This window comes from Paraburkholderia sp. BL6669N2 (assembly GCF_003387275.1).
Lineage (GTDB): Bacteria > Pseudomonadota > Gammaproteobacteria > Burkholderiales > Burkholderiaceae > Paraburkholderia.
Window position 1 is genome coordinate 3742316 of sequence record NZ_QUNA01000001.1, and the last position, 19486, is coordinate 3761801.

Here is a 19486-nt window from a genome sequence, read left to right on the forward strand (position 1 = left end):
ACCCGTTTCGCTATACTGGTTGCCAGCACCCATACGCGTAATGATCTGGGGGAGACATGACCGATCTGTCCACGCCGCAGCGCGCCGGCAGCCACAAGCTGCCCGCGGGCCGGCGCTTGCGCTTTGTCACGGCGGCTGCCTTGTTCGATGGCCACGATGCGTCGATCAACATCATGCGGCGCATTCTGCAAGCGAGCGGAATAGAGGTGATTCACCTCGGCCACAACCGCTCCGTCGATGAAGTCGCCGCTGCCGCGTTGCAAGAGGACGCCGACGGCGTCGCCGTGTCCAGCTACCAGGGCGGCCACAACGAATACTTCCGCTATCTGGTCGATCTGCTGCGAGCACGCGGCGGCGAGCGCATCAAGGTGTTCGGCGGCGGCGGCGGGGTGATCGTCCCTGAGGAAATCGCGGAGCTCGAGCGTTACGGCGTCGAGAAGATCTATTCGCCCCAGGATGGGCAGCGGCTCGGGCTGCAAGGCATGATCGACGATATGATCGCGCGCTGCGCCGAAGGCGCGCGTGCGGCTGTGGCGGCCGGGCAGAATCCGGTTGGCGAGTGGGTGAACGAACTTTCGAAGCATGGGTTGCCGCGATTTGATTCGCGCGGCGATGCTGGCGGCGACGAGGACGTGAATGCCGCGCGGAATCTGTTCAGTCAGCCGAGTCGGGTGGGCAACGCGGCGAACGCGGATCATATGGCCGACACGGCCAACACGGCCGACACGGCCGACACGGCCGACACGGCCGACACGGCCGACACGGCCGACAAAACATCCCTCACCTTCCGGCGCCTCGCGCGGATCATCAGCGAGTTCGAAGCGGGCGGCGTCGACGCATCCGCGCGCGAAAAACTGTCTGCTCAAGCCAAGGTCAAGGCAACCGTCACCCCCGTCCTCGGCATCACCGGAACCGGCGGCGCCGGCAAATCCTCGCTCACCGACGAACTGATCCGGCGCTTTCGCCTCGACTACGGCGACACCCTCACCATCGCCGTGCTCGCCATCGATCCGTCGCGCCGCAAGTCCGGCGGCGCGTTGCTGGGTGACCGCATCCGCATGAACGCGATCGGCGACTGGGGCGGCGGCGCGCGCGTCTACATGCGTTCGATGGCGACGCGCGAAGCATCGAGCGAAGTCTCCGACTCGTTGCCCGACGTGCTGATGATATGCAAAGCGGCGGGCTTCGATCTGATCGTCGTCGAAACATCTGGCATCGGGCAGGGCAACGCCGCGATCGTGCCGTTCGTCGACGAATCGCTGTATATCATGACGCCGGAGTTCGGCGCGGCCAGCCAGTTGGAGAAGATCGACATGCTCGACTTCGCCGGCTTCGTCGCGATCAACAAGTTCGATCGCAAAGGCGCGCCGGACGCGTTGCGCGATGTCGCCAAACAGGTGCAGCGCAATCGCGGCGACTTCGCGAAGGCGCCGGAAGCGATGCCGGTGTTCGGCACGATCGCCTCGCGCTTTAACGACGACGGCGTGACCGCGCTGTATGTGCACGTCGCCGAGGCGCTGCGCAAACATGGCTTGCGCGCAGGCGGCGGCCGTCTGGCCGCGCCGGAAGGCCTGCGCTTTTCGAGCGGCCGCAACGCAATTGTGCCGCCGGCTCGGGTGCGCTATCTGGCGGATATCGCGCAGACGGTCCACGCTTATCGCGAGCGAGCCGACGCGCAAGCGCGGGTGGCGCGCGAACGCTGGCAACTTGCAGAGGCGCGCCGGATGCTCGCGGAGGCAGCGAGGGCCGCTGGGGCTGTTGCGCAATCGCGGGCGAGCGTGAACGCCGACCCGAGCACGGACCCGAACGCCAACCCGAACGCGGACCCGAGCGCCGACCCGAGCACCAGCCCAAGCAGCAACCGGAACGCCAACCCGAACGCGGACCCGAACGCCAACCCGAACGGCAACCCGAACGCCAACCTGGGCGCCGACTCAACCGAACACTCCATAGCGAGCGTCGCAGACGCCGGCGCGCCTTCGCCGCTCCAACAACTCGACGCCCTCATCGCCCAACGCACCGCCTCCCTCGGCGAACGCGAACGCACGCTGCTCGACGGCTGGCCGCAAACCGTGGCCGCCTATTCAGGTGCCGAACACATCGTCCGCATCCGCGACCGCGAGATCCGCACCGCGCTCACTGTCACGACACTCTCCGGATCTGAAGTGCGCAAAGTCTCACTGCCGAAGTTCGTCGACCACGGCGAGATTCTGCGCTGGCTGATGCTCGACAATCTGCCCGGCTATTTTCCGTTCACCGCAGGCGTGTTCCCATTCCGCCGCGAAAACGAAGACCCGACGCGGATGTTCGCCGGCGAAGGCGATCCGCAACGCACCAATCGGCGCTTCAAGCTGCTCTCCGAGGGCATGCCCGCCAAACGACTTTCGACTGCCTTCGATTCGGTCACGCTCTACGGCGAAGAGCCCGACGAGCGGCCCGACATCTACGGCAAGGTGGGCAATTCGGGCGTCTCGGTGGCGACGCTCGACGACATGAAAACGCTCTACGACGGCTTTGATCTCTGCGCGCCGGAAACCTCGGTCTCGATGACGATCAACGGCCCCGCGCCGACCATCCTCGCGATGTTTTTCAACGTGGCGATCGATCAGCAAGTCGCGCGCATGACGCAGCAACAAGGCCGCGCGCTCACTGACCAGGAACTTGCCGCCACGCGCCGCGCAGCGCTGGAAAACGTGCGCGGCACCGTGCAGGCCGACATCCTGAAGGAAGACCAAGGCCAGAACACTTGCATCTTCTCGACCGAATTCAGCCTGAAGGTGATGGGCGACATTCAGGCGTACTTCGTCGAGCACGGCGTGCGCAATTTCTATTCGGTGTCGATCTCCGGCTACCACATCGCCGAAGCCGGCGCGAACCCGATCTCGCAACTCGCGTACACGCTCGCGAACGGCTTCACCTATGTCGAGGCCTATCTCGCGCGCGGCATGTCGATCGACGACTTCGCGCCGAATCTGTCGTTCTTCTTTTCGAACGGCATGGACCCGGAGTACACCGTGCTGGGCCGCGTCGCGCGCCGCATCTGGGCCGTTGCCATGCGTGAGCGCTACGGCGCGAACGAACGCAGCCAGAAGCTCAAGTATCACGTGCAAACGTCGGGCCGCAGCCTGCATGCGCAGGAGATCGACTTCAACGACATCCGCACCACGTTGCAAGCGCTGATCGCGATCTACGACAACTGCAACTCGCTGCACACGAATGCGTTCGACGAAGCGATCACCACGCCCACCGAGGATTCGGTGCGCCGCGCGGTGGCGATCCAGTTGATCATCAATCGTGAATGGGGGCTCGCGAAGAATCAGAATCCGAATCAGGGCAGCTTTGTGATCGAGGAACTGACCGACCTGGTGGAAGAAGCGGTGCTCGCCGAATTCGACCGGCTGACCGAGCGCGGCGGCGTGCTCGGCGCGATGGAAACCGGCTATCAGCGCGGACGCATCCAGGACGAGTCGATGTTGTACGAGCACCGCAAGCATGACGGCTCGTATCCGATCGTCGGCGTGAACACGTTTTTGAGCGCGCATCCGCATGAGGCGCCGCCGCCGATCGCACTAGCCCGTTCCACCGACGACGAAAAGCAGAGCCAGTTGCAACGTCTGCGCGCTTTCCAGGCGCAGCATCGCGACGCGGCGCCGGCCGCGCTCGAACGCCTGAAGCGCGCGGTGATCGACGATGAGAACGTGTTCGCGGTGCTGATGGACGTCGTGCGTGTCTGCTCGCTCGGGCAGATCACGCATGCGTTGTTCGAAGTGGGTGGGCAGTACCGCCGCAATATGTGAGTCAGGCTGCGCGGCGATCGCTGCGGCTCGGCGTGAAGCCGGGCCGCAGTGCAAAACTGTCCGGATCAGGCGCCTCGGATCCAGAGCCCCGAATCAGACGCTTAGGTAAACGCGCAACCCCCGCCAAGTCACGCCCGGGCGCACCACCTCAGCGCGCAATCCCCAGCCGCGCCTTTGCGTCGTTGTATTCCTTCGTCAAACGCTGCACCAACTCGCCCACGCTCGGCACGTCGTCCATTAGCCCGACGCCCTGACCCGCACCCCAGATGTCTTTCCACGCCTTCGCCTTGTCGCTGCCGAAGTTCATCGCGCTCTTGTCCGATTCCGGCAGCGCGTCCGGGTCCAACCCCGCGTTCAGGATACTTTCGCGGATGTAGTTGCCGTGCACGCCGGTGAACAGGTTCGTGTAGATGATGTCCGACGCCGTGGAATTGACGATCGCCTGCTTGTAGCTGTCGACTGCGTGAGCTTCCGTGGTCGCGATGAAGCGCGTGCCCATGTAGGCGAGGTCCGCACCCATGGCCTGCGCGGCGAGAATCGAGCCGCCGTTGGCGATCGAGCCCGACAGCACGATCGGGCCGTCGAACATGCGCCGCACTTCGCCGACCAGCGCGAACGGCGAGGTCGTGCCCGCATGGCCGCCCGCGCCGGACGCGACCAAGATCAGACCGTCGACGCCCGCTTCCAGCGCTTTCTGCGCATGGCGTAGATTGATCACGTCGTGCAGCACGATGCCGCCATAGCTATGCACCGCATCGACGATCTCCCGCGCCGGCGCCCGCAGGCTCGTGATGAAAATCGGCACCTTGTGTTCGACGCATACGCGCACGTCGTGTTCGAGCCGCGTATTCGATTGATGGACGATCTGGTTGACGGCGATCGGCCCGATCAGCGCATCGGGATTGGCGGCCTTGTGCTCGGCGAGCTGCGCCTGAATCTGGGTGAGCCACTCGTCGAGCAGCTCAGCCGGACGGGCATTCAGCGCGGGAAACGAGCCGACGATCCCGGCCTTACATTGAGCCAGCACGAGCTCGGGATAGCTGACGATGAACATCGGCGAAGCGACGACGGGCAGCGCGAGTTTTTGCAGGACGGCGGGCAATGCCATAGTGCGTGTCTCCTGATTTGAGCGGGCCGGTGCGTCGTTGCGCGCCCGGCGATGACTGAGTTTAGCGGCACATGGCTTGCGGCGCTTTCCTACACGCCACAGCCATCCGAAGATTTTAAGAACGGTCGTTCGATTATAGGCGAAGCGCAGCGAGCGCGTTCGATTGGGGCGTTTAGAACAGTTGGAAGGAGTGTTCAGGTTCTATGCTTGCGTGGGCTATCCCACCTCGCACGGACACATCGGGCTTCTACAATGCAGGGACTCCAAAATCACGAGCGAGACGCCATGGCTTTCGAGAATTTCACGCCCTTTCGCGTCGCCGTGGGCGACGTCGATATTTTTGGAGCGAAAGGCGGGGCGGGGCCGCCTCTTCTGCTGCTGCACGGTCATCCGCAGTCGCATCTGATCTGGCGGAAGTGCGCCGCGCAGCTGGCGGAGCATTTCACGGTGATCGCCACCGATCTGCGCGGTTACGGCGCGTCGGGCAAGCCGCCAAGCGACGCCGCGCACACGCCGTATTCCAAGCGCGTGATGGCGGCCGATCAGGTCGCCGTGATGCGCCATTTCGGCTTCGACCGTTTTCTCGTATGCGCGCACGATCGCGGCGCGCGCGTCGCGCACCGCATGGCGCTCGATCATGCGGACGCCGTCGAGCGTCTGATGCTGCTCGACATCGCGCCGACGCTCGCCATGTACGAAGCCACCGACCGCGCCTTTGCGACGCATTACTTCCACTGGTTCTTCCTGATCCAGCCGGCGCCGCTGCCTGAAACGCTGATCGGTGGGAATCCGGCGGCGTATGTCGACGCGGTGATGGGCAGCCGTCACGCGGGTCTTGCGCCGTTCGAACCCGTCGCGCTCGACGCCTATCGCGCGGCCCTCGCGCAACCGGATGCGATTCACGCGATGTGCGAGGACTACCGCGCATCGGCGAGCATCGATCTGGAACACGATCGCGCCGACATCGAGCGCGGTCTCAAGATCGGCTGCCCGCTGCGCGTGCTGTGGGGCGACAAAGGCGTGATCGAGAAGTGCTTCGACGCGCTGGCGGAATGGCGTCATGTGGCGCGCGACGTGAGCGGCCGCGCGCTGTCTTGCGGCCACTACATTCCTGAAGAAGCGCCGGACGAACTGGTCGCCGAAATGCTTTCTTTTTTCGAACCGGTCGCACAGTAACGTCACGTCCGTTCCATTTCGCCCCTACGCGAAGCAGCGTCCGCGCGTCGCTCAACCGAGCGGCGGCAGGCGGCGCGCGACCGGCGTCGACTTGACGATCGCGGTGCTGGTCTCGGCGCGCTCGGTGACCTTGGACAGAATCTCGTCGAGCTGCTCGATCGAATGGAGATACAGGCGGCAGATGAAGCAATCGTCACCCGTCACCTTGTCGCATTCGACGAACTCCGGAATGCGCCGGATCACCTCTTCCACCAGATGCAACTGACCGGGCAGCGGCTTCACGCGGACGATAGCTTGCAGCGTGTAGCCGAGCGCGCGCGGATCGATCTGCACCGTGAAGCGCTCGATCACACCTTGCGCTTCGAGCCTGCGCACGCGCTCCGCCGTGCTCGGCGCCGACAGCCCGACTTGACGCGCCAGTTCGCTGACCGGCTGACGGGCGTCTTCCGCGAGCGCGGCGAGCAGCGCCCGGTCGGTGTCGTCGAGCGGGGCGGGCGTTGGAAGAGTAAGGCGTTTTGTCATGACGGCCTTCGATTGTTAGGTCGTATCGCGTGATCGCTTAAGTTTAGCCATGTATTCGGACGATCGGATTAATTACACTGCTCGTCATGCAGGAATCAATTCGAGGATCGAATCATGGCGTCAAATGAAATCCGCCGCGGGGCCGCGGAAATGACCATGGCGATGCTGATGTCCGGCACCATCGGCTGGCTGGTGGTGTCGTCGCAGCAAAGCCCGTTCAACGTCGTGTTCTTCCGCTGCATTTTCGGCGGCGCGACGCTCGCGCTCGTGTGCGCCTTACTCGGGCTATTTCAGCGCAAACTGTTCTCGTGGAAGATGCTCGGCCTCGCCTTGCTCGGCGGCGCGGCGATCGTGATCAACTGGGTATTGCTGTTCGCCGCGTATTCGCGCGCGTCCATCTCCATGGCGACAGCGGTCTATAACACGCAGCCGTTCATGCTGGTGGCGCTCGGCGCGCTGGTGTTTCGCGAGCGCGTCAGTGCGTCGACGGTCGCGTGGCTGGTGGTCGCGTTCATCGGCCTCGTGTTTGTCGTGAAGGTCGAACCGGCGGTGCTCGCGGTGCCGGGGCAATATCTTGTCGGCGTCGCATACGCGGTCGGCGCGGCCGCAATGTATGCGGTGTCGTCGATCATCACGAAGCGGCTCAAGGGCACGCCGCCCCATCTGATCGCGCTGATCCAGGTATCGCTCGGCGTGCTGATGCTCGCGCCGTTCGTGCGCTTCGATGCGTTGCCCACAACCGGCGTGCAGTGGCTCGAACTGGTCGTGCTCGGCGTCGTCAATACCGGCCTCATGTACGTGCTGTTGTACGGTGCGATCCAGAAGCTGCCGACTTCGATGACGGGCGCGCTCTCGTTCATCTATCCGGTGGTGGCGATCATCGTCGACCGGATCGCGTTCGGGCAAACGCTCGCGTGGATTCAGGTGCTGGGAGCGGTGCTGATTCTGGTGGCGGCAGCCGGGGTCAATCTCGGCTGGCGGATCGTGCCGCAAAAGCGCCTGTCGTCGACCTGACCGGCGTTGCGCGCTTGCGACGAATCACAATGATACGGATTCCAGAGTAACTGGATGCGCAAATATATTCATACCGCGGACTAAATGATCCGAAAGATACGCAACCACGGCGCCTCGTAACGTGACGCGTTGTAGGCGGCTTTGAAAGCGGGCGTCAAACTTCTGTAGGGAAATCACCGATGCGGTCAAAAAACCGGCACGCGTATCATGCGTCTTGACGCTGATCACGTCCGACAGAATTTCCGCCGCTCGCCTGCAAGGGTCGAGCGGCTTTCTTTTTGTGGCGACGATATCCCGCTTTGTCTCTCTCAGAGGCAAAACGTCAGGCCGCGCGCGCGACGATGCGCGCACCATTCACTTCCAGCGGCCCATTCCTCGCCGCCAGTTCCTCGACAATCGCCTTCAGCAACGCGGGCCATTCGCCACGCGGGCTGAGCATCAACGCGGCGGCGCGCATCACGCTGGCGTCGTCGAGCATGTGCAGCAAGGTATCGAAGCCCATTGCACGGACTTCGAGCAGCTTGAATACGATCAGCACCTTCAGCGCATTCTTTGCGTTGCGGGCCGGATCGGCGCGCAGCCACGCAACGCGCGAGAACGCGCGCTCAAGCGCCTGTTCGACATTCGTGAAGGGTGCGCCATGGCCGGGGATCACGAGGCGCACGTCGAGCCTCGCAATGGCTTCCAGCACGGCTTGCTCCTCGGCGAAACCGCTTTCGCCTTCCAGTTCAGGAAAGATCACGCCGAAGCCGTTTTCCCACAGCGCGTCCGCGCTGATCAGAATGCGTTCGTCCGCGCAGTAGAGCATCAGCGAATGCGGATCGTGGCCTGGCGCGCCGAGCACATCCCAATCGAGCGCGCCGAGCCGCAAGCGCGCGCCGGGCGCGATCGTTCCAGTGAGGGTGAAGCGCTCGCAGGTCTGGCCGGTGGCGCGAAACGTCAGGCGCGTTTCGTCCCACTCCTGCACGGCGCCGGCTTCCGAAGCCGGAATGACGGTGCGGCATGGCCACGTCGCCTGCAAAAGAGCATTGCCGCCGCAGTGATCCGAATGCAGATGCGTGTTGACGATCAGATCGAGCGGTCGCGCGCCGAGTGCTTGCCGCACGAGGGCGAGCGTTTGCGGCGCGTGCGTAGCGTAGCCGGTATCGACCAACGCGGCGCAGGCGTCGTCCACCAGCAGCACGTTGTTCGACGAGAGCCAGCCGCGTTCGAAAACCCGAATCGATTCCGGCAGCGTGATCATGGCGAGTTGGGCGCTACATTTGCGCCTGCGTTTGCGTTTGCGTTTGCGTTTGCGTTCGCGGACGCTTCGGGTTTCGGCATCACGAGAATCGTCGACGAACCGACCAGCATGGTCTCGCCACGCTGATTCACCACCGAGCCTTCGAGATGCGTCAGATCGCCGTTCAAACTCGGCTTCCAGTAAGCATGCTTCACGCGCCATGTGATCGTGAGCGTGTCGCTCGCGTGGACGGCTTTCTTCAGCTTGATATCGAACTCGAGACCCAGCGGTTGCGCGTAGGTCGAATAGTGCGTCGCGAGCAGCGCCATGAAATGCGCGGTGGGCTGCGTGCCGGACGCGATCAGGCCGCCGAAGCGGCTTTGCGCGGCATACGCTTCATCGTGATGCAGCGGGTTGTAATCATTGACGAGCGCAGCGAACGATTTCACCGACTCCGCCGACAGTGCCAGCGTGGAACTGAACGTTTCGCCGACCGTGACGATGCGTGGGGCTGCGTTCATCGCCGCACCTTCGGCTGGCTCGCGACGAATTGCGCGTGGCGAAGCTCGATCGCGTCCCAGACCGCGCGCTTCGCGTCATCGTCGAATAACGACCAGTTGGCGATTTCGTCGATGGTGCGCAGACATCCTTCGCACCAGCCCGTCGACGCGTCCATCCTGCACACGTTGATGCAAGGCGACGGCACGGCGTGGTGGTCTTCGTTATCGAGGCCCGCTGTCATCATCGTCATCGCGTCAAGCCGTCTCGCGCAGCGCGACGTCGATCACCGGCGCGTTCGTGAGTGCAATTAATTCCTGCGCCGTCAGATTGAACACCGCATGCGGATGACCCGCGGCGGCCCACAGACTGCCGAGTTCGAGCAGATCGGCATCGATCAGCGTGACAGGCTCGGTCGCATGACCGATCGGGCAGACGCCGCCGATCGCATAGCCGGTTTTTTTCGCGGACGAACTTCGCGTCCGCACGGCCAATCTCGCCGACTCGCGCGGCCACTTTCTTTTCGTCGACGCGATTCGCACCGCTCGCGATCACCAAAACCGGTGCGTCGTCTTCCCGGCGGCGAAACAGGATCGACTTGGCGATCTGCGCGACCGAGCAGCCGAGTCCTGCGGCGGCTTCGGCGGAGGTCTTGCCGGTTTCCGGCAGCATCACGATCCGGCCCGCGTGACCGCGTTCGCGCAGCAGCAGCGCAACGCGGCGCGCCGAGTCGGGCAGTGCGGTGAGATCGTCGGATTCGAGAGAAGCTTGGTCCGTCATCGTTTCAGGTCCTGATTGATTGCGTGAGTGGTCAGCGATCGCATTGCGCAAGCGTCAAACGCAGTTGGCCGCTTCGCTGCGGGCTTTGGCGAGCAGTGCTTTGCCCGCGCGCGAAACATTGGGCCGGCCGATCGACGTCGAGATGAAATCGCCGATCGCCACGACTTGCGCGAGATCGATGCCGGTCTCGATGCCGAGGCCGTTCATCAGATACAGCACGTCTTCGGTCGCGACGTTGCCGGTCGCGCCCTTCGCATACGGACAGCCGCCGAGGCCCGCCACCGACGCATGATAGATTTCGATCCCTTCCTGCAGAGCCGCGTAAATGTTGGCAAGCGCCTGACCATAGGTGTCGTGAAAGTGGCCGGATAGACGCTCGCGCGGAAACACCTGCGTGACCGCCTCGAAGACTTCACGCGTGCGCTTCGGCGTGCCGACGCCGATCGTATCGGCGATATCGATCTCGTCGCAGCCGAGCGCCGCGAAACGCTGAACCACATCCACCACCGACGCCACCGGCACTTCGCCCTGATACGGACAGCCCAGCGCGCACGAGACGCTGCCGCGAATCCGCAGGCCATGTTGCTTGGCCGCCTGCGCGACCGGCGCGAATCGATCGATGCTTTCCGCGATGCTGCAATTGATGTTCTTCTGCGAGAACGCTTCGCTGGCGGCGCCGAAAATCACGATCTCGTCGGCACGCGCGGCGAGTGCGCCTTCGAAGCCGCGCAGGTTCGGCGTCAGCACCGAGTAGATCGTGCCGGGGCGGCGTTCGATGCCGGCCATCACGTCGGCGCCGTCGGCCATCTGCGGCACCCATTTCGGGGACACGAACGAAGCGGCCTCGACGTTACGGAAGCCCGCCGCCGACAAACGGTTGATCAACTCGATTTTGGTCGCCGTGGCGACGAATTCCTTTTCGTTCTGCAGTCCGTCACGCGGACCGACTTCGACGATTTTCACTTGCTGGGGCAGGGCCATGATGTGTCTCCTATGTCGACGCCGCGCGTGGCGGCGCTCCTTCAACTGGATTCGATGGGTTCAGTATCCGTGTTCGATATTCACCACGCCGCTGATCGTGTCGCCGCGCACGAGCGCAGCGATCTTCTGCGCGACCTGGGCCACGCTTTCTTCGCGCAGCGTCAGCGCGGACACGTGCGGCGTGATCGTGATGCGCGGTTCCTGCCAGAACAGATGATCCGGCGGCAGCGGTTCCTCGCGGAACACGTCGAGCGTGGCGGCGGTGATCTGCCCGCTTGCGATGACGTCGAGCAAATCCTGTTCGACCAGATGCGCGCCGCGCGCCACGTTGATCAGATATGCGCCATGCGCGAGCTTCGCGAAGGTGCGCGCGTTCAGGACATTGCCCGTCTCCGGAGTATGCGGCAGAAGATTGACCAGCACTTTCACGCCGTCGAGAAACGCGTCGAATTGCGCTTCGCCGGCGAATGTCGTGATGCCGTCGATCTGCCGCGCGCTGCGGCTGTAGCCGCGCACCGGCAGGCCGAACGCCGCGAGCGTTCGTGCGACATGCGCGCCGAGCACGCCGAGTCCCAGCACGCCGACCGTGAAGGTGTCACGCGGATGCGGCTCGAGCACTTCCCAACGGCGCTCGTTCTGCAGCGTCTGATACTCGTCGAAACGGCGCAGATAGCGCAGCACCGCGTGCGTTGCATACTCGGCCATTTGCGGCGCCATGCCGGTGTCTTCGAGACGGATCAACTGCGCGTTGCGCGGCAACGTGCCGGGCTGCTCGTGTTCTAGCGCGAGGATAGCGTCGACGCCGGCGCCGAGATTGAAGATCGCGCGCAGATCGTCGCGGCCGGCCAGCATCTCGCGCGGCGGACGCCACACGACCGCGAAGTCGGCCGGCGCGCAGTCTCCCGGCTGCCATTCACGCAGATCGGCGTCCGGCAGGGCGCGAGCGAAATCGTGCAGCCAGGCGGCGGCGTCGGCATGCGGCATGTAGAAGAGGATTTTCATACGGTCCGGAAGGCGCCTTCGAAATCGGGTCTGGGGACGAAGATGCCACGGCATGACCGGCGCGACGGCTGCGGCGTTGCGGACGACGCTTGCGGCATGAGGCCTCCTCCTTTTATGGATAGGCTTCATTCTACTTTTTCGACGCGATTCGCGCGCGTTTGCGTACGGCCGTGCGGTTCGGAGGCGGGCTTTGCGCCGCGCGGCCGATGTTGGCGGCGCGTTGGATTGCGCATTTATTCGTGCGTCTGGCCGCGCATTTGTCGGATAAACAAAGCACAAAAACTTGGTTCGCCCTTGCGGTGAGCGGCGGGACAATCACTACCCGGATTCCCGCAGCGAGGCACACACATGCTTTCATGCACCAAATCGACATGGCCGCCGCGGCTCGTCACCGTTCCCGGCCTGCACGGCAGCGAGGGCGCGCACTGGCAGAGCTGGCTGGAGCGGCAGTTCGCGCGCTCGTTGCGCGTCGAGCAGGCCGACTGGGACGCGCCGGACCTCGCGCTGTGGGCGAAATCGCTGCGCGATCTGCTGGCGCGCGAGCGTGGGCCGTTCGTGCTGGCCGCGCATAGCTTCGGCTGCCTCGCGACCGCGTATGCATTGCAGCAGGCGTCGTATGCGAACGACGTGGTCGGCGTGCTGTTCGTCGCGCCCGCGAGTCCGCAGAAATTCGCCTTCGCGGGAGCGTTCGACGCGCGGCGTCTCGGCGTGCCATCGATCCTGATCGGCAGCGAAACCGATCCGTGGATGTCGCTCGCCGGCTCGCGCGATCTCGCGCAGCGTTTCGGCAGCGCGTTCGTCAATCTCGGCGATGCCGGCCATATCAACACGGCGGCCGGCTTCGGTCCGTGGCCGCGCGCCAAATATTTCGTCGATACGCTGGTGCATTGCGCGGCGCCGCTGCGTTTTCGCGAGGAGCCGTTCGAGGCTGTACAGCAAGCGTTCGTGTGAGTGATTGGGCGCGGCGTTCGCGCATCGAGTGACGCGCGAACGGACCACTGGCCAAGTAAGCGATCCGTTAGAATCCCGCTTCATGCTGCACGTTCGTGCGGCCACTGGTTTTCATCATCGACAGGCGGGGACAAGATGGCAGGCAAGACGGGGACATCGCGCTGGCTGGCAGCCGGCATGACGGCAATCACGCTCGCGCTGGCGGGCATGTCGACGGCGCACGCGGATACATCGCTGCTCAACGTCTCGTACGACGTGACGCGCGAGTTGTACAAGGACATCAACGCCGGCTTCATCGCGGCGTACAAGCAGAAGAGTGGCGAGAACATATCGATCCGCCAGTCGCACGGCGCGTCGAGCGCGCAGGCGCTGTCGGTGCTGCAAGGCCTGCAGGCCGACGTGGTGACGATGAACCAGCCGAACGACATCGACCTGCTCGCCGAGAAAGGTCAACTGGTGCCGGCCAACTGGCGCGCGCGCCTGCCGGACGACAGCGCGCCGTACACCACGACGATGGTGTTCCTCGTGCGCAAGGGCAATCCGAAACACATCAAGGACTGGGACGATCTCGCCAAACCCGGCGTGCAGGTGATCATCGCGAATCCGAAGACTTCGGGTAACGGACGCTACACGTATCTGGCCGCATGGGGTTATCGCAAGCAACACGGCGGCACCGACGCGCAGGCGCTCGACTTCGAAAAAGATATCTTCAGGAACGTGCCGGTGCTCGACACGGGCGGCCGCGGCGCAACGACCACCTTTACGCAACGCGGCATCGGCGACGTGCTGGTGACGTTCGAAAACGAAGTCGCGCTGATGGACACGGGCGTGGGCGGGGCCAATTTCGAGGCGGTGTATCCGTCGGTGAGTTTGCTGGCGGCGCCGCCGGTGTCGATCGTCGACAAGGTGGTCGACAAGCGCGGTACGCGCAAGGAAGCGCAGGCTTATCTCGACTATCTGTGGTCGCCGGCCGCGCAGGACATCATCGCGCAACATCATCTGCGTCCGCGTGACAAGACCGTGCTCGCGAAGCATGTCGCAGAGTTCAAACCGATCAAGACGTTCACGGTGGAAGAGATGTTCGGCAGCTGGCAGAAAGCGCAGCAAACGCATTTCTCCGATGGCGGGACGTTTGATCAGATCATCGTGGATAAGAAGTAGGTTTTTAGCGCCGTAAGTCAGCAAAAAGGCTGCCTCGAAAAACGAGGCAGCTTTTTTTTATTGCGCGTGCTCTATCACGCGCGGCGCATACGCTCAGTTCGGCGCAGCGTGCTTATCACAGCCATGTTCGCAGCCGCTTTGATCGAGCGGGATTTGCTGCGCGGCCTCGGCGCGAATGCCGAGACGTTCAAGCAACTTGCGGTCGGCCTCCGCTTGCGGGTTGCTGGTGGTCAGCAATTGATCGCCGTAAAAAATCGAGTTCGCACCGGCGAGGAAGCACAGCGCCTGCAACGCTTCGTCCATCTGCTCGCGGCCTGCCGACAGACGCACCATCGCGCGCGGCATGGTGATGCGCGCAATGGCGATCGTACGGACGAATTCGAACGGGTCGATCGCCTCGGTGCCGGTCAGCGGCGTGCCTTCCACCTGCACCAGATTGTTGATGGGCACCGATTCCGGATACGGCTCCATGTTCGCCAGTTGCGCGATCAGACCGGCGCGCTCACGACGCGATTCACCCAAACCGACAATCCCGCCGCAGCACACGTTGATGCCTGCGTCACGCACGCGTTCGAGCGTGTCGAGGCGGTCCTGATACGTGCGCGTCGAAATGATCTGTCCGTAGAATTCCGGCGACGTGTCGAGGTTGTGGTTGTAGTAGTCGAGGCCCGCTTCACGCAGCCCTTGCGCCTGATGCGTTTCGAGCATGCCGAGCGTGACGCAGGTTTCCAGACCCATTGCCTTCACGCCGCGGATCATGTCCTTGATCGGTTCGAGGTGGCGGTCTTTCGGATTGCGCCATGCCGCGCCCATGCAGAAGCGCGTCGCGCCGTTTTCCTTGGCGACCTTGGCGGCGGCGAGCACCTCGTCGACCGGCATCAGCTTGTCGGCCTGCAGGCCCGTATCGTGGTGCACCGACTGCGGACAGTACGCGCAATCTTCCTCGCAGCCGCCGGTCTTGATGGACAGCAGCGTGGACAGTTGCACGGTGTTCGCATCGAAATGCTCGCGATGGGTTTGCTGCGCCTTGAACATCAGGTCGTTGAACGGCAGTTCGTACAACGCGACGATGTCGGCGACGCGCCAGCGCGCGACCTGTTTCGCGCCGGCTGCGGCGTTGGCGTTGTGGTTTGCCGCGGCTGTGTCGGCGGGCGTGGGAGCGATGTTCAGTTGCGTCATGTCGTCAATCCTCATGGATGGATATGTGAGTTTTTAGCGCTGCGAATGCGTTTGCGTGTGCCGCAGCGTCTGCAAAAGCCGTTTGATGTCGAGTTGGTCCGCCGCAAGTTCGGGCGACGCTGGGTTCAGATTCGGCACGATGCCAAGCAACGGCGCGTCGTATTCACGTGCCAGATGCTCGCGGATCGATGCGATGTTTTCGTCGGGGAACGTCATGTCCGGATCGATGCGGTTCGCGACCCAGCCGGCGAGCGTGAGCCCGCGCGCGGCGATTGCTTCGGCGGTGAGCAGCGCATGGCTGATGCAGCCGAGCCGCATGCCGACCACCAGCACGACCGGCAGCTTCAATGCGACGGCGAGATCGGCGGTGTCCTGAGTGGCCGTCAACGGCACACGAAAGCCGCCGACGCCTTCCACGACCACGATCTCCGCGCGCTTCAGCGCCTGCGCGTGACAATCGACGATGTGGTCGAGATCGAACGTAACGTTTTCCAGTGCGGCCGCGATATGCGGCGCGGCCGGTTCCTTCAGCAGATACGGCGTGCGCATTGCGGGCGGCAGCAACACGTTCGACGCGGCGTCGAGTTGATCCGCGTCTTCGTTATGCAGCACACCGTTCAGCTCGAACGCGCCGGCGGCGATCGGCTTCATCGCGGCGGCTTGCAGGCCTTCACGGACGAAGCCGCGCAACAGCGCCGACGAGACGAACGTCTTGCCGATTTCCGTATCGGTACCGGTGACGAACAAGGACAGTGCGTGTTGAACTGCGCTACTCATGCCGCTTTCGCTCCGAGTTGCTGCAAGCCGGCTTCGAGACGGTCGAGGTCCGCTTGCGAGTGCGCGGCCGACAGCGAAATACGCAAACGCGACGTGCCGGCGGGCACGGTAGGCGGACGGATCGCCGGCACCCACAGACCCGCCCGATCGAGCGTGGCCGCGATGTCGAGCGTGGCGTCGTTCGCGCCGATGATGAGCGGCTGCACGGCAGTATGCGAGTCGACCGGCAGCCAGGGCGTCGCCTTCAGCATGGCGCGCGTGCGTTCGATCAGTTGCTGAAGATGCGCACGGCGCGCGTCGCCTTCCTCGCCACCGATGATGCGCAAGCTCGCCGACACCGCGTGCGCCGCGGCCGGCACCGACGCCGTGGTGAAGATGTACGGACGCGCGCGCTGCACGAGCCATTCGATCACGGTTTCATGGGCGGCGACGAACGCGCCGGAGACGCCGGCCGCTTTGCCGAGCGTGCCGATCGAAATGAGGTTCGGCGAACGGAGCGCGGCTTGCGCGATCGCGCCGCGGCCTTGCGGGCCGAGCACGCCGAAACCGTGCGCGTCGTCGACGATCAGCCATGCGCCGTGTTGCTCCGCGAGTTCGAGCAGACGCGGCAGCGGTGCGATATCGCCGTCCATGCTGAAGACGGTATCGGAGACGATCACTTTGACGTCGGCCTCCGAGGCTTCGAGCATCGCGCTCAGCGCTTCCGTATCGCAGTGCGGGTAGATCTGCACGTCGGCGCGGGACAAGCGCGCGCCGTCGATCAGCGAGGCGTGATTGAGCGCATCGGAGAAGAGCGTCGTGCCGCGGCCCGCGAGCGCGGTGAGCGTGGCGAGATTCGCCATATAGCCGGTGCTGAAGTAGAGCGCGCGAGCGTTATCGACGAAGCCGCCCGCGAATTCCGCGAGATCGTCTTCGAGCTGCGCGTGCGCGCGCGAGTGGCCGCCGAGCAGATGAGAGCCACCGCTGCCCGCGCCATAACGCTGCGCGCCTTCAGCGATCGCCGCGATGAGTTGCGGATGCGCGGCGAGGCCGAGATAGTCGTTACTGGCGAAGCCGATGATTTCGCGGCCGTCCACAGTCATGTGCGCGGCGCATGGCGTTTCGGCAGTGCGGCGGCGACGGCGCAGGCCGCGCGCATCGATTTCCGCGAGGCCTTCGGTGAGCCTGTCGAGCAGGTGCATTAGCGGGTCTCCGCGAGCGTGGCTTCGAAGGTTTCGCGCGTGCGCGAGGCGAGCAGCGCGAGTTCTTCGTCGTCGAGGATATATGGGGGCATCAGATACACCGTGGTCGAAATCGGGCGCAGCAGCAGTTCGCGCTGCAGCGCGTTTTCGAAGAAGCGGCGAGAGAATGTTTTGGCTTGCTGGGCGTCGTCGATCACGGCATCGAAGGCGAAGAGCGTGCCGCACTGGCGCAGATTGCGGACTTGCTTGTGCTCGGCTAGCGGCATGAGCGCGGCCTTCAGCTTCGCGGATTTTTGCGCGTTGGCGGCAAGCACGTTGTCGCTCGCGAACAGATCGAGCGTGGCGAGCGCCGCGCGACACGCGAGCGGGTTGCCGGTGTACGAGTGCGAATGCAGGAAGCCGCGCGCGGTGTCGTCGTGATAGAAGGCCGCGAAGATTTCGTCACGCGACAGCACGATGGAAAGCGGCAGATAGCCGCCGCTGATCCCTTTCGACAGACATAAAAAGTCCGGCCAGATGCCGGCCTGTTCGCAGGCGAAGAAAGTGCCGGTGCGTCCGCAGCCGACGGCGATTTCATCGGCGATCAGATGCACACCGTATTGGTCGCACAAGGCGCGCAATCCGGCGATATACGACGCGTCGTGCATGGCCATGCCGGCTGCGCACTGCACCAGCGGCTCGACGATTAGCGCGGCGACTTTCGTGGCGCGTGTTTCGAACAGCGAGCGAACGTTATCGAGCGCGCGGCGCGCGACGTCGGCGGCGTTTTCACCTGGTTGCGCGAGGCGGGCGTCGGGCGATGCAACGACGTGCGCGTGGCGGATCAGCGGATCGTAGGCGTCTTTGAAGAGCGCGACATCGGTGACGCCGAGAGCGCCGATGGTTTCGCCGTGGTAGCTATTGGCTATGCAGACGAATTCCTGCTTGTCCGCGAAACCGCGATTGCGCCACGAGTGGAAGCTCATCTTCAGGGCGATTTCGACGGCGGATGCGCCATCTGATGCGAAGAACGCGTGGCCCAGCGTGTTGCTCGTCAGCGCGCTGAGCCGCTCGGCGAGTTCGATGGCCGGTTCGTGCGTGCAGCCGGCGAGCATCGCGTGTTCGAGCGTGTCGAGCTGGTCTTTCAGTGCCGCGTTGATGCGCGGGTTGGCGTGGCCGAACAGGTTGACCCACCAGGAGCTGATGGCATCCAGATAACGATGGCCGGCGCGGTCGTAGAGCCACGCGCCTTGGCCGCGCGCGACGGGCACGAGCGGCAGGCGTTCGTGGTGCTTCATCTGCGTGCAGGGGTGCCAGACGGCGCGGAGGCTGCGGGCGATCCAGTCTTCGGGGGCTGCTGATGGTGGTGCTGGGTTTTCCAAAGGGGTACTCCAGGGGTGCTTTTATGCCGCTGCGCGGGGTGGCTTTTTAGGGCCGTTTTCAGTCGGGTGGCGCGGATTTTTTTGCGCTGCGCGCGGCTCTTGGCGGGCTTGCGGGGTCGAGATTAGCGGTTTATTTCGTGCTGTGCACTAGGGGTTCGATGGCGTTTTTTGCCTGCGGCGCGGGGGTTTGGCGATGTTCGGTGCAGGTGGTTTCTGTTTGTGAGTGAAGCTCGCTGATCGGCGGAGTTGGCGACGGCAAAGTAGTGGTAACTTACTGGCGAAGATTTGGGTTTTGGGTCTGCGCCGGCTCGGATTTTTCTGTCTGTGTTCTCTGCGGTGTTGGCCTTTCCTTGCATTCATGGTGGTCTATTGGCGTTGCCCCTGTGCGGGGCGGCACCTACTTTCTTTGCCGCGGCAAAGAAAGTAGGCAAAGAAAGCCGCTTCACACCGCTAGCCCATAAGCGGGGTCCTCGCACAGCCGCGGTCGTGGTGCATCTGGAATCTGTGCCCTCGCACATTCGACGCTTGTGACACAGCAGTCATACCTCCCGCCTCGCGCTGCGCGCTCGCCGGAAGGGACTGCGTAAGTCGATTGGGTTTTTCGTGCGCGGTGGGGCCGACGACGTCGTTTCGGTACACGCCGAAACGATGAGCGGTTGGACAAGTTGGTACAGATAGGGACTGGCAGCTCAGCAAGTACTGAGCACAAGAGCGAACCGATGGTTTGAAGAATTACCGCGACGGCGCGCGCAGCGCCGCCGGAAGAATGACGGCCT

16 protein-coding genes and 1 pseudogene are annotated in these 19486 nt (G+C 63.9%); 5 read left to right on the plus strand and 12 right to left on the minus strand.

All coding sequences use genetic code 11. The annotated features are described in order from the left end of the window. Positions 1-56: 56 nt before the first annotated feature. Complete coding sequence (locus B0G80_RS17030; RefSeq protein ID WP_116118733.1) at positions 57-3797, plus strand: methylmalonyl-CoA mutase family protein; 3741 nt, start codon at positions 57-59, stop codon at positions 3795-3797. A 148-nt stretch (positions 3798-3945) separates the two neighbouring features. Here the strand turns inward: B0G80_RS17030 and B0G80_RS17035 are convergent, their stop codons facing one another. Further along, positions 3946-4905 carry a nitronate monooxygenase family protein gene (locus B0G80_RS17035; RefSeq protein ID WP_116118734.1) on the minus strand — a complete coding sequence of 320 codons (960 nt, stop codon included), beginning with the start codon at positions 4903-4905 and terminating at the stop codon, positions 3946-3948. 285 nt (positions 4906-5190) lie between these two features. Between B0G80_RS17035 and B0G80_RS17040 the strand changes: the two genes are divergently transcribed. Then, positions 5191-6081 carry an alpha/beta fold hydrolase gene (locus tag B0G80_RS17040; RefSeq protein WP_116118735.1) on the plus strand — a complete coding sequence of 297 codons (891 nt, stop codon included), beginning with the start codon at positions 5191-5193 and terminating at the stop codon, positions 6079-6081. Between the two features lie 51 nt (positions 6082-6132). On the opposite strand, the gene B0G80_RS17045 is transcribed toward B0G80_RS17040, so the two are convergent. Further along, entirely contained in the window at positions 6133-6603 is a 471-nt protein-coding gene (locus tag B0G80_RS17045; protein WP_116118736.1) for an Lrp/AsnC family transcriptional regulator, read from the minus strand. A 114-nt stretch (positions 6604-6717) separates the two neighbouring features. On the opposite strand from B0G80_RS17045, the gene B0G80_RS17050 reads away from it, so the two are divergent. Then, the gene (locus B0G80_RS17050) at positions 6718-7617 is read left to right on the plus strand and encodes a DMT family transporter (RefSeq protein ID WP_116118737.1); all 900 of its coding nucleotides are present in this window, start codon (positions 6718-6720) and stop codon (positions 7615-7617) included. Positions 7618-7939: 322 nt separating this feature from the next. Here the strand turns inward: B0G80_RS17050 and B0G80_RS17055 are convergent, their stop codons facing one another. The 6 genes and pseudogenes from B0G80_RS17055 to B0G80_RS17080 all read right to left on the minus strand — a co-directional run bounded on the left by B0G80_RS17055 (position 7940) and on the right by B0G80_RS17080 (position 12100). Beyond that, positions 7940-8860: an MBL fold metallo-hydrolase gene (locus tag B0G80_RS17055; RefSeq protein ID WP_116118738.1), complete on the minus strand. Its 921-nt coding sequence runs from the start codon at positions 8858-8860 to the stop codon at positions 7940-7942. Beyond that, positions 8857-9360: a MaoC family dehydratase gene (locus tag B0G80_RS17060; protein WP_116118739.1), complete on the minus strand. Its 504-nt coding sequence runs from the start codon at positions 9358-9360 to the stop codon at positions 8857-8859. Before B0G80_RS17060 ends, B0G80_RS17055 begins: the two co-directional genes overlap by 4 nt. After that, complete coding sequence (locus tag B0G80_RS17065; protein WP_116119711.1) at positions 9357-9581, minus strand: DUF1289 domain-containing protein; 225 nt, start codon at positions 9579-9581, stop codon at positions 9357-9359. Before B0G80_RS17065 ends, B0G80_RS17060 begins: the two co-directional genes overlap by 4 nt. Positions 9582-9594: 13 nt before the next feature. Then, positions 9595-10117 (minus strand): annotated as a pseudogene (locus B0G80_RS17070) (YbaK/EbsC family protein). A gap of 54 nt (positions 10118-10171) precedes the next feature. Continuing rightward, positions 10172-11098 carry a hydroxymethylglutaryl-CoA lyase gene (locus B0G80_RS17075; protein ID WP_116118740.1) on the minus strand — a complete coding sequence of 309 codons (927 nt, stop codon included), beginning with the start codon at positions 11096-11098 and terminating at the stop codon, positions 10172-10174. Positions 11099-11158: 60 nt separating this feature from the next. Further along, on the minus strand, positions 11159-12100 hold the full coding sequence (locus B0G80_RS17080) for a glyoxylate/hydroxypyruvate reductase A (RefSeq protein WP_116118741.1): 942 nt from the start codon (positions 12098-12100) through the stop codon (positions 11159-11161). Positions 12101-12448: 348 nt separating this feature from the next. On the opposite strand from B0G80_RS17080, the gene B0G80_RS17085 reads away from it, so the two are divergent. Both B0G80_RS17085 and B0G80_RS17090 read left to right on the plus strand, forming a co-directional pair. Beyond that, a complete protein-coding gene (locus B0G80_RS17085) occupies positions 12449-13051 on the plus strand; it encodes an alpha/beta hydrolase (protein ID WP_116118742.1) in 603 nt (200 codons plus the stop codon). A 135-nt stretch (positions 13052-13186) separates the two neighbouring features. Beyond that, positions 13187-14212, plus strand: a complete 1026-nt coding sequence (locus B0G80_RS17090) for a sulfate ABC transporter substrate-binding protein (RefSeq protein WP_116118743.1) — start codon at positions 13187-13189, stop codon at positions 14210-14212. 93 nt (positions 14213-14305) lie between these two features. Here B0G80_RS17090 and bioB read toward each other — a convergent pair whose 3' ends face one another. From bioB to bioA, 4 genes are read right to left on the minus strand one after another with little or no spacing between them, the layout of a single operon-like run. Then, complete coding sequence (bioB, locus tag B0G80_RS17095; protein WP_116118744.1) at positions 14306-15391, minus strand: biotin synthase BioB; 1086 nt, start codon at positions 15389-15391, stop codon at positions 14306-14308. Positions 15392-15424: 33 nt separating this feature from the next. After that, complete coding sequence (gene bioD / locus B0G80_RS17100) at positions 15425-16168, minus strand: dethiobiotin synthase (RefSeq protein WP_116118745.1); 744 nt, start codon at positions 16166-16168, stop codon at positions 15425-15427. Then, complete coding sequence (bioF, locus tag B0G80_RS17105; RefSeq protein WP_116118746.1) at positions 16165-17349, minus strand: 8-amino-7-oxononanoate synthase; 1185 nt, start codon at positions 17347-17349, stop codon at positions 16165-16167. The genes bioD and bioF overlap by 4 nt, the downstream gene beginning before the upstream one ends. Beyond that, positions 17349-18710: an adenosylmethionine--8-amino-7-oxononanoate transaminase gene (gene bioA / locus B0G80_RS17110; protein WP_116118747.1), complete on the minus strand. Its 1362-nt coding sequence runs from the start codon at positions 18708-18710 to the stop codon at positions 17349-17351. Before bioA ends, bioF begins: the two co-directional genes overlap by 1 nt. Between the last annotated feature and the right edge of the window lie 776 nt (positions 18711-19486).

Excerpts from the sequence above, each read along its gene's own strand:
- B0G80_RS17030 (WP_116118733.1), top strand. The coding sequence starts at position 57 with ATGACCGATCTGTCCACGCCGCAGCGCGCCGGCAGCCACAAGCTGCCC.
- B0G80_RS17035 (WP_116118734.1), bottom strand. The coding sequence starts at position 4,905 with ATGGCATTGCCCGCCGTCCTGCAAAAACTCGCGCTGCCCGTCGTCGCT.
- B0G80_RS17040 (WP_116118735.1), top strand. The coding sequence starts at position 5,191 with ATGGCTTTCGAGAATTTCACGCCCTTTCGCGTCGCCGTGGGCGACGTC.
- B0G80_RS17045 (WP_116118736.1), bottom strand. The coding sequence starts at position 6,603 with ATGACAAAACGCCTTACTCTTCCAACGCCCGCCCCGCTCGACGACACC.
- B0G80_RS17050 (WP_116118737.1), top strand. The coding sequence starts at position 6,718 with ATGGCGTCAAATGAAATCCGCCGCGGGGCCGCGGAAATGACCATGGCG.
- B0G80_RS17055 (WP_116118738.1), bottom strand. The coding sequence starts at position 8,860 with ATGATCACGCTGCCGGAATCGATTCGGGTTTTCGAACGCGGCTGGCTC.
- B0G80_RS17060 (WP_116118739.1), bottom strand. The coding sequence starts at position 9,360 with ATGAACGCAGCCCCACGCATCGTCACGGTCGGCGAAACGTTCAGTTCC.
- B0G80_RS17065 (WP_116119711.1), bottom strand. The coding sequence starts at position 9,581 with ATGACAGCGGGCCTCGATAACGAAGACCACCACGCCGTGCCGTCGCCT.
- B0G80_RS17075 (WP_116118740.1), bottom strand. The coding sequence starts at position 11,098 with ATGGCCCTGCCCCAGCAAGTGAAAATCGTCGAAGTCGGTCCGCGTGAC.
- B0G80_RS17080 (WP_116118741.1), bottom strand. The coding sequence starts at position 12,100 with ATGAAAATCCTCTTCTACATGCCGCATGCCGACGCCGCCGCCTGGCTG.
- B0G80_RS17085 (WP_116118742.1), top strand. The coding sequence starts at position 12,449 with ATGCTTTCATGCACCAAATCGACATGGCCGCCGCGGCTCGTCACCGTT.
- B0G80_RS17090 (WP_116118743.1), top strand. The coding sequence starts at position 13,187 with ATGGCAGGCAAGACGGGGACATCGCGCTGGCTGGCAGCCGGCATGACG.
- bioB (WP_116118744.1), bottom strand. The coding sequence starts at position 15,391 with ATGACGCAACTGAACATCGCTCCCACGCCCGCCGACACAGCCGCGGCA.
- bioD (WP_116118745.1), bottom strand. The coding sequence starts at position 16,168 with ATGAGTAGCGCAGTTCAACACGCACTGTCCTTGTTCGTCACCGGTACC.
- bioF (WP_116118746.1), bottom strand. The coding sequence starts at position 17,349 with ATGCACCTGCTCGACAGGCTCACCGAAGGCCTCGCGGAAATCGATGCG.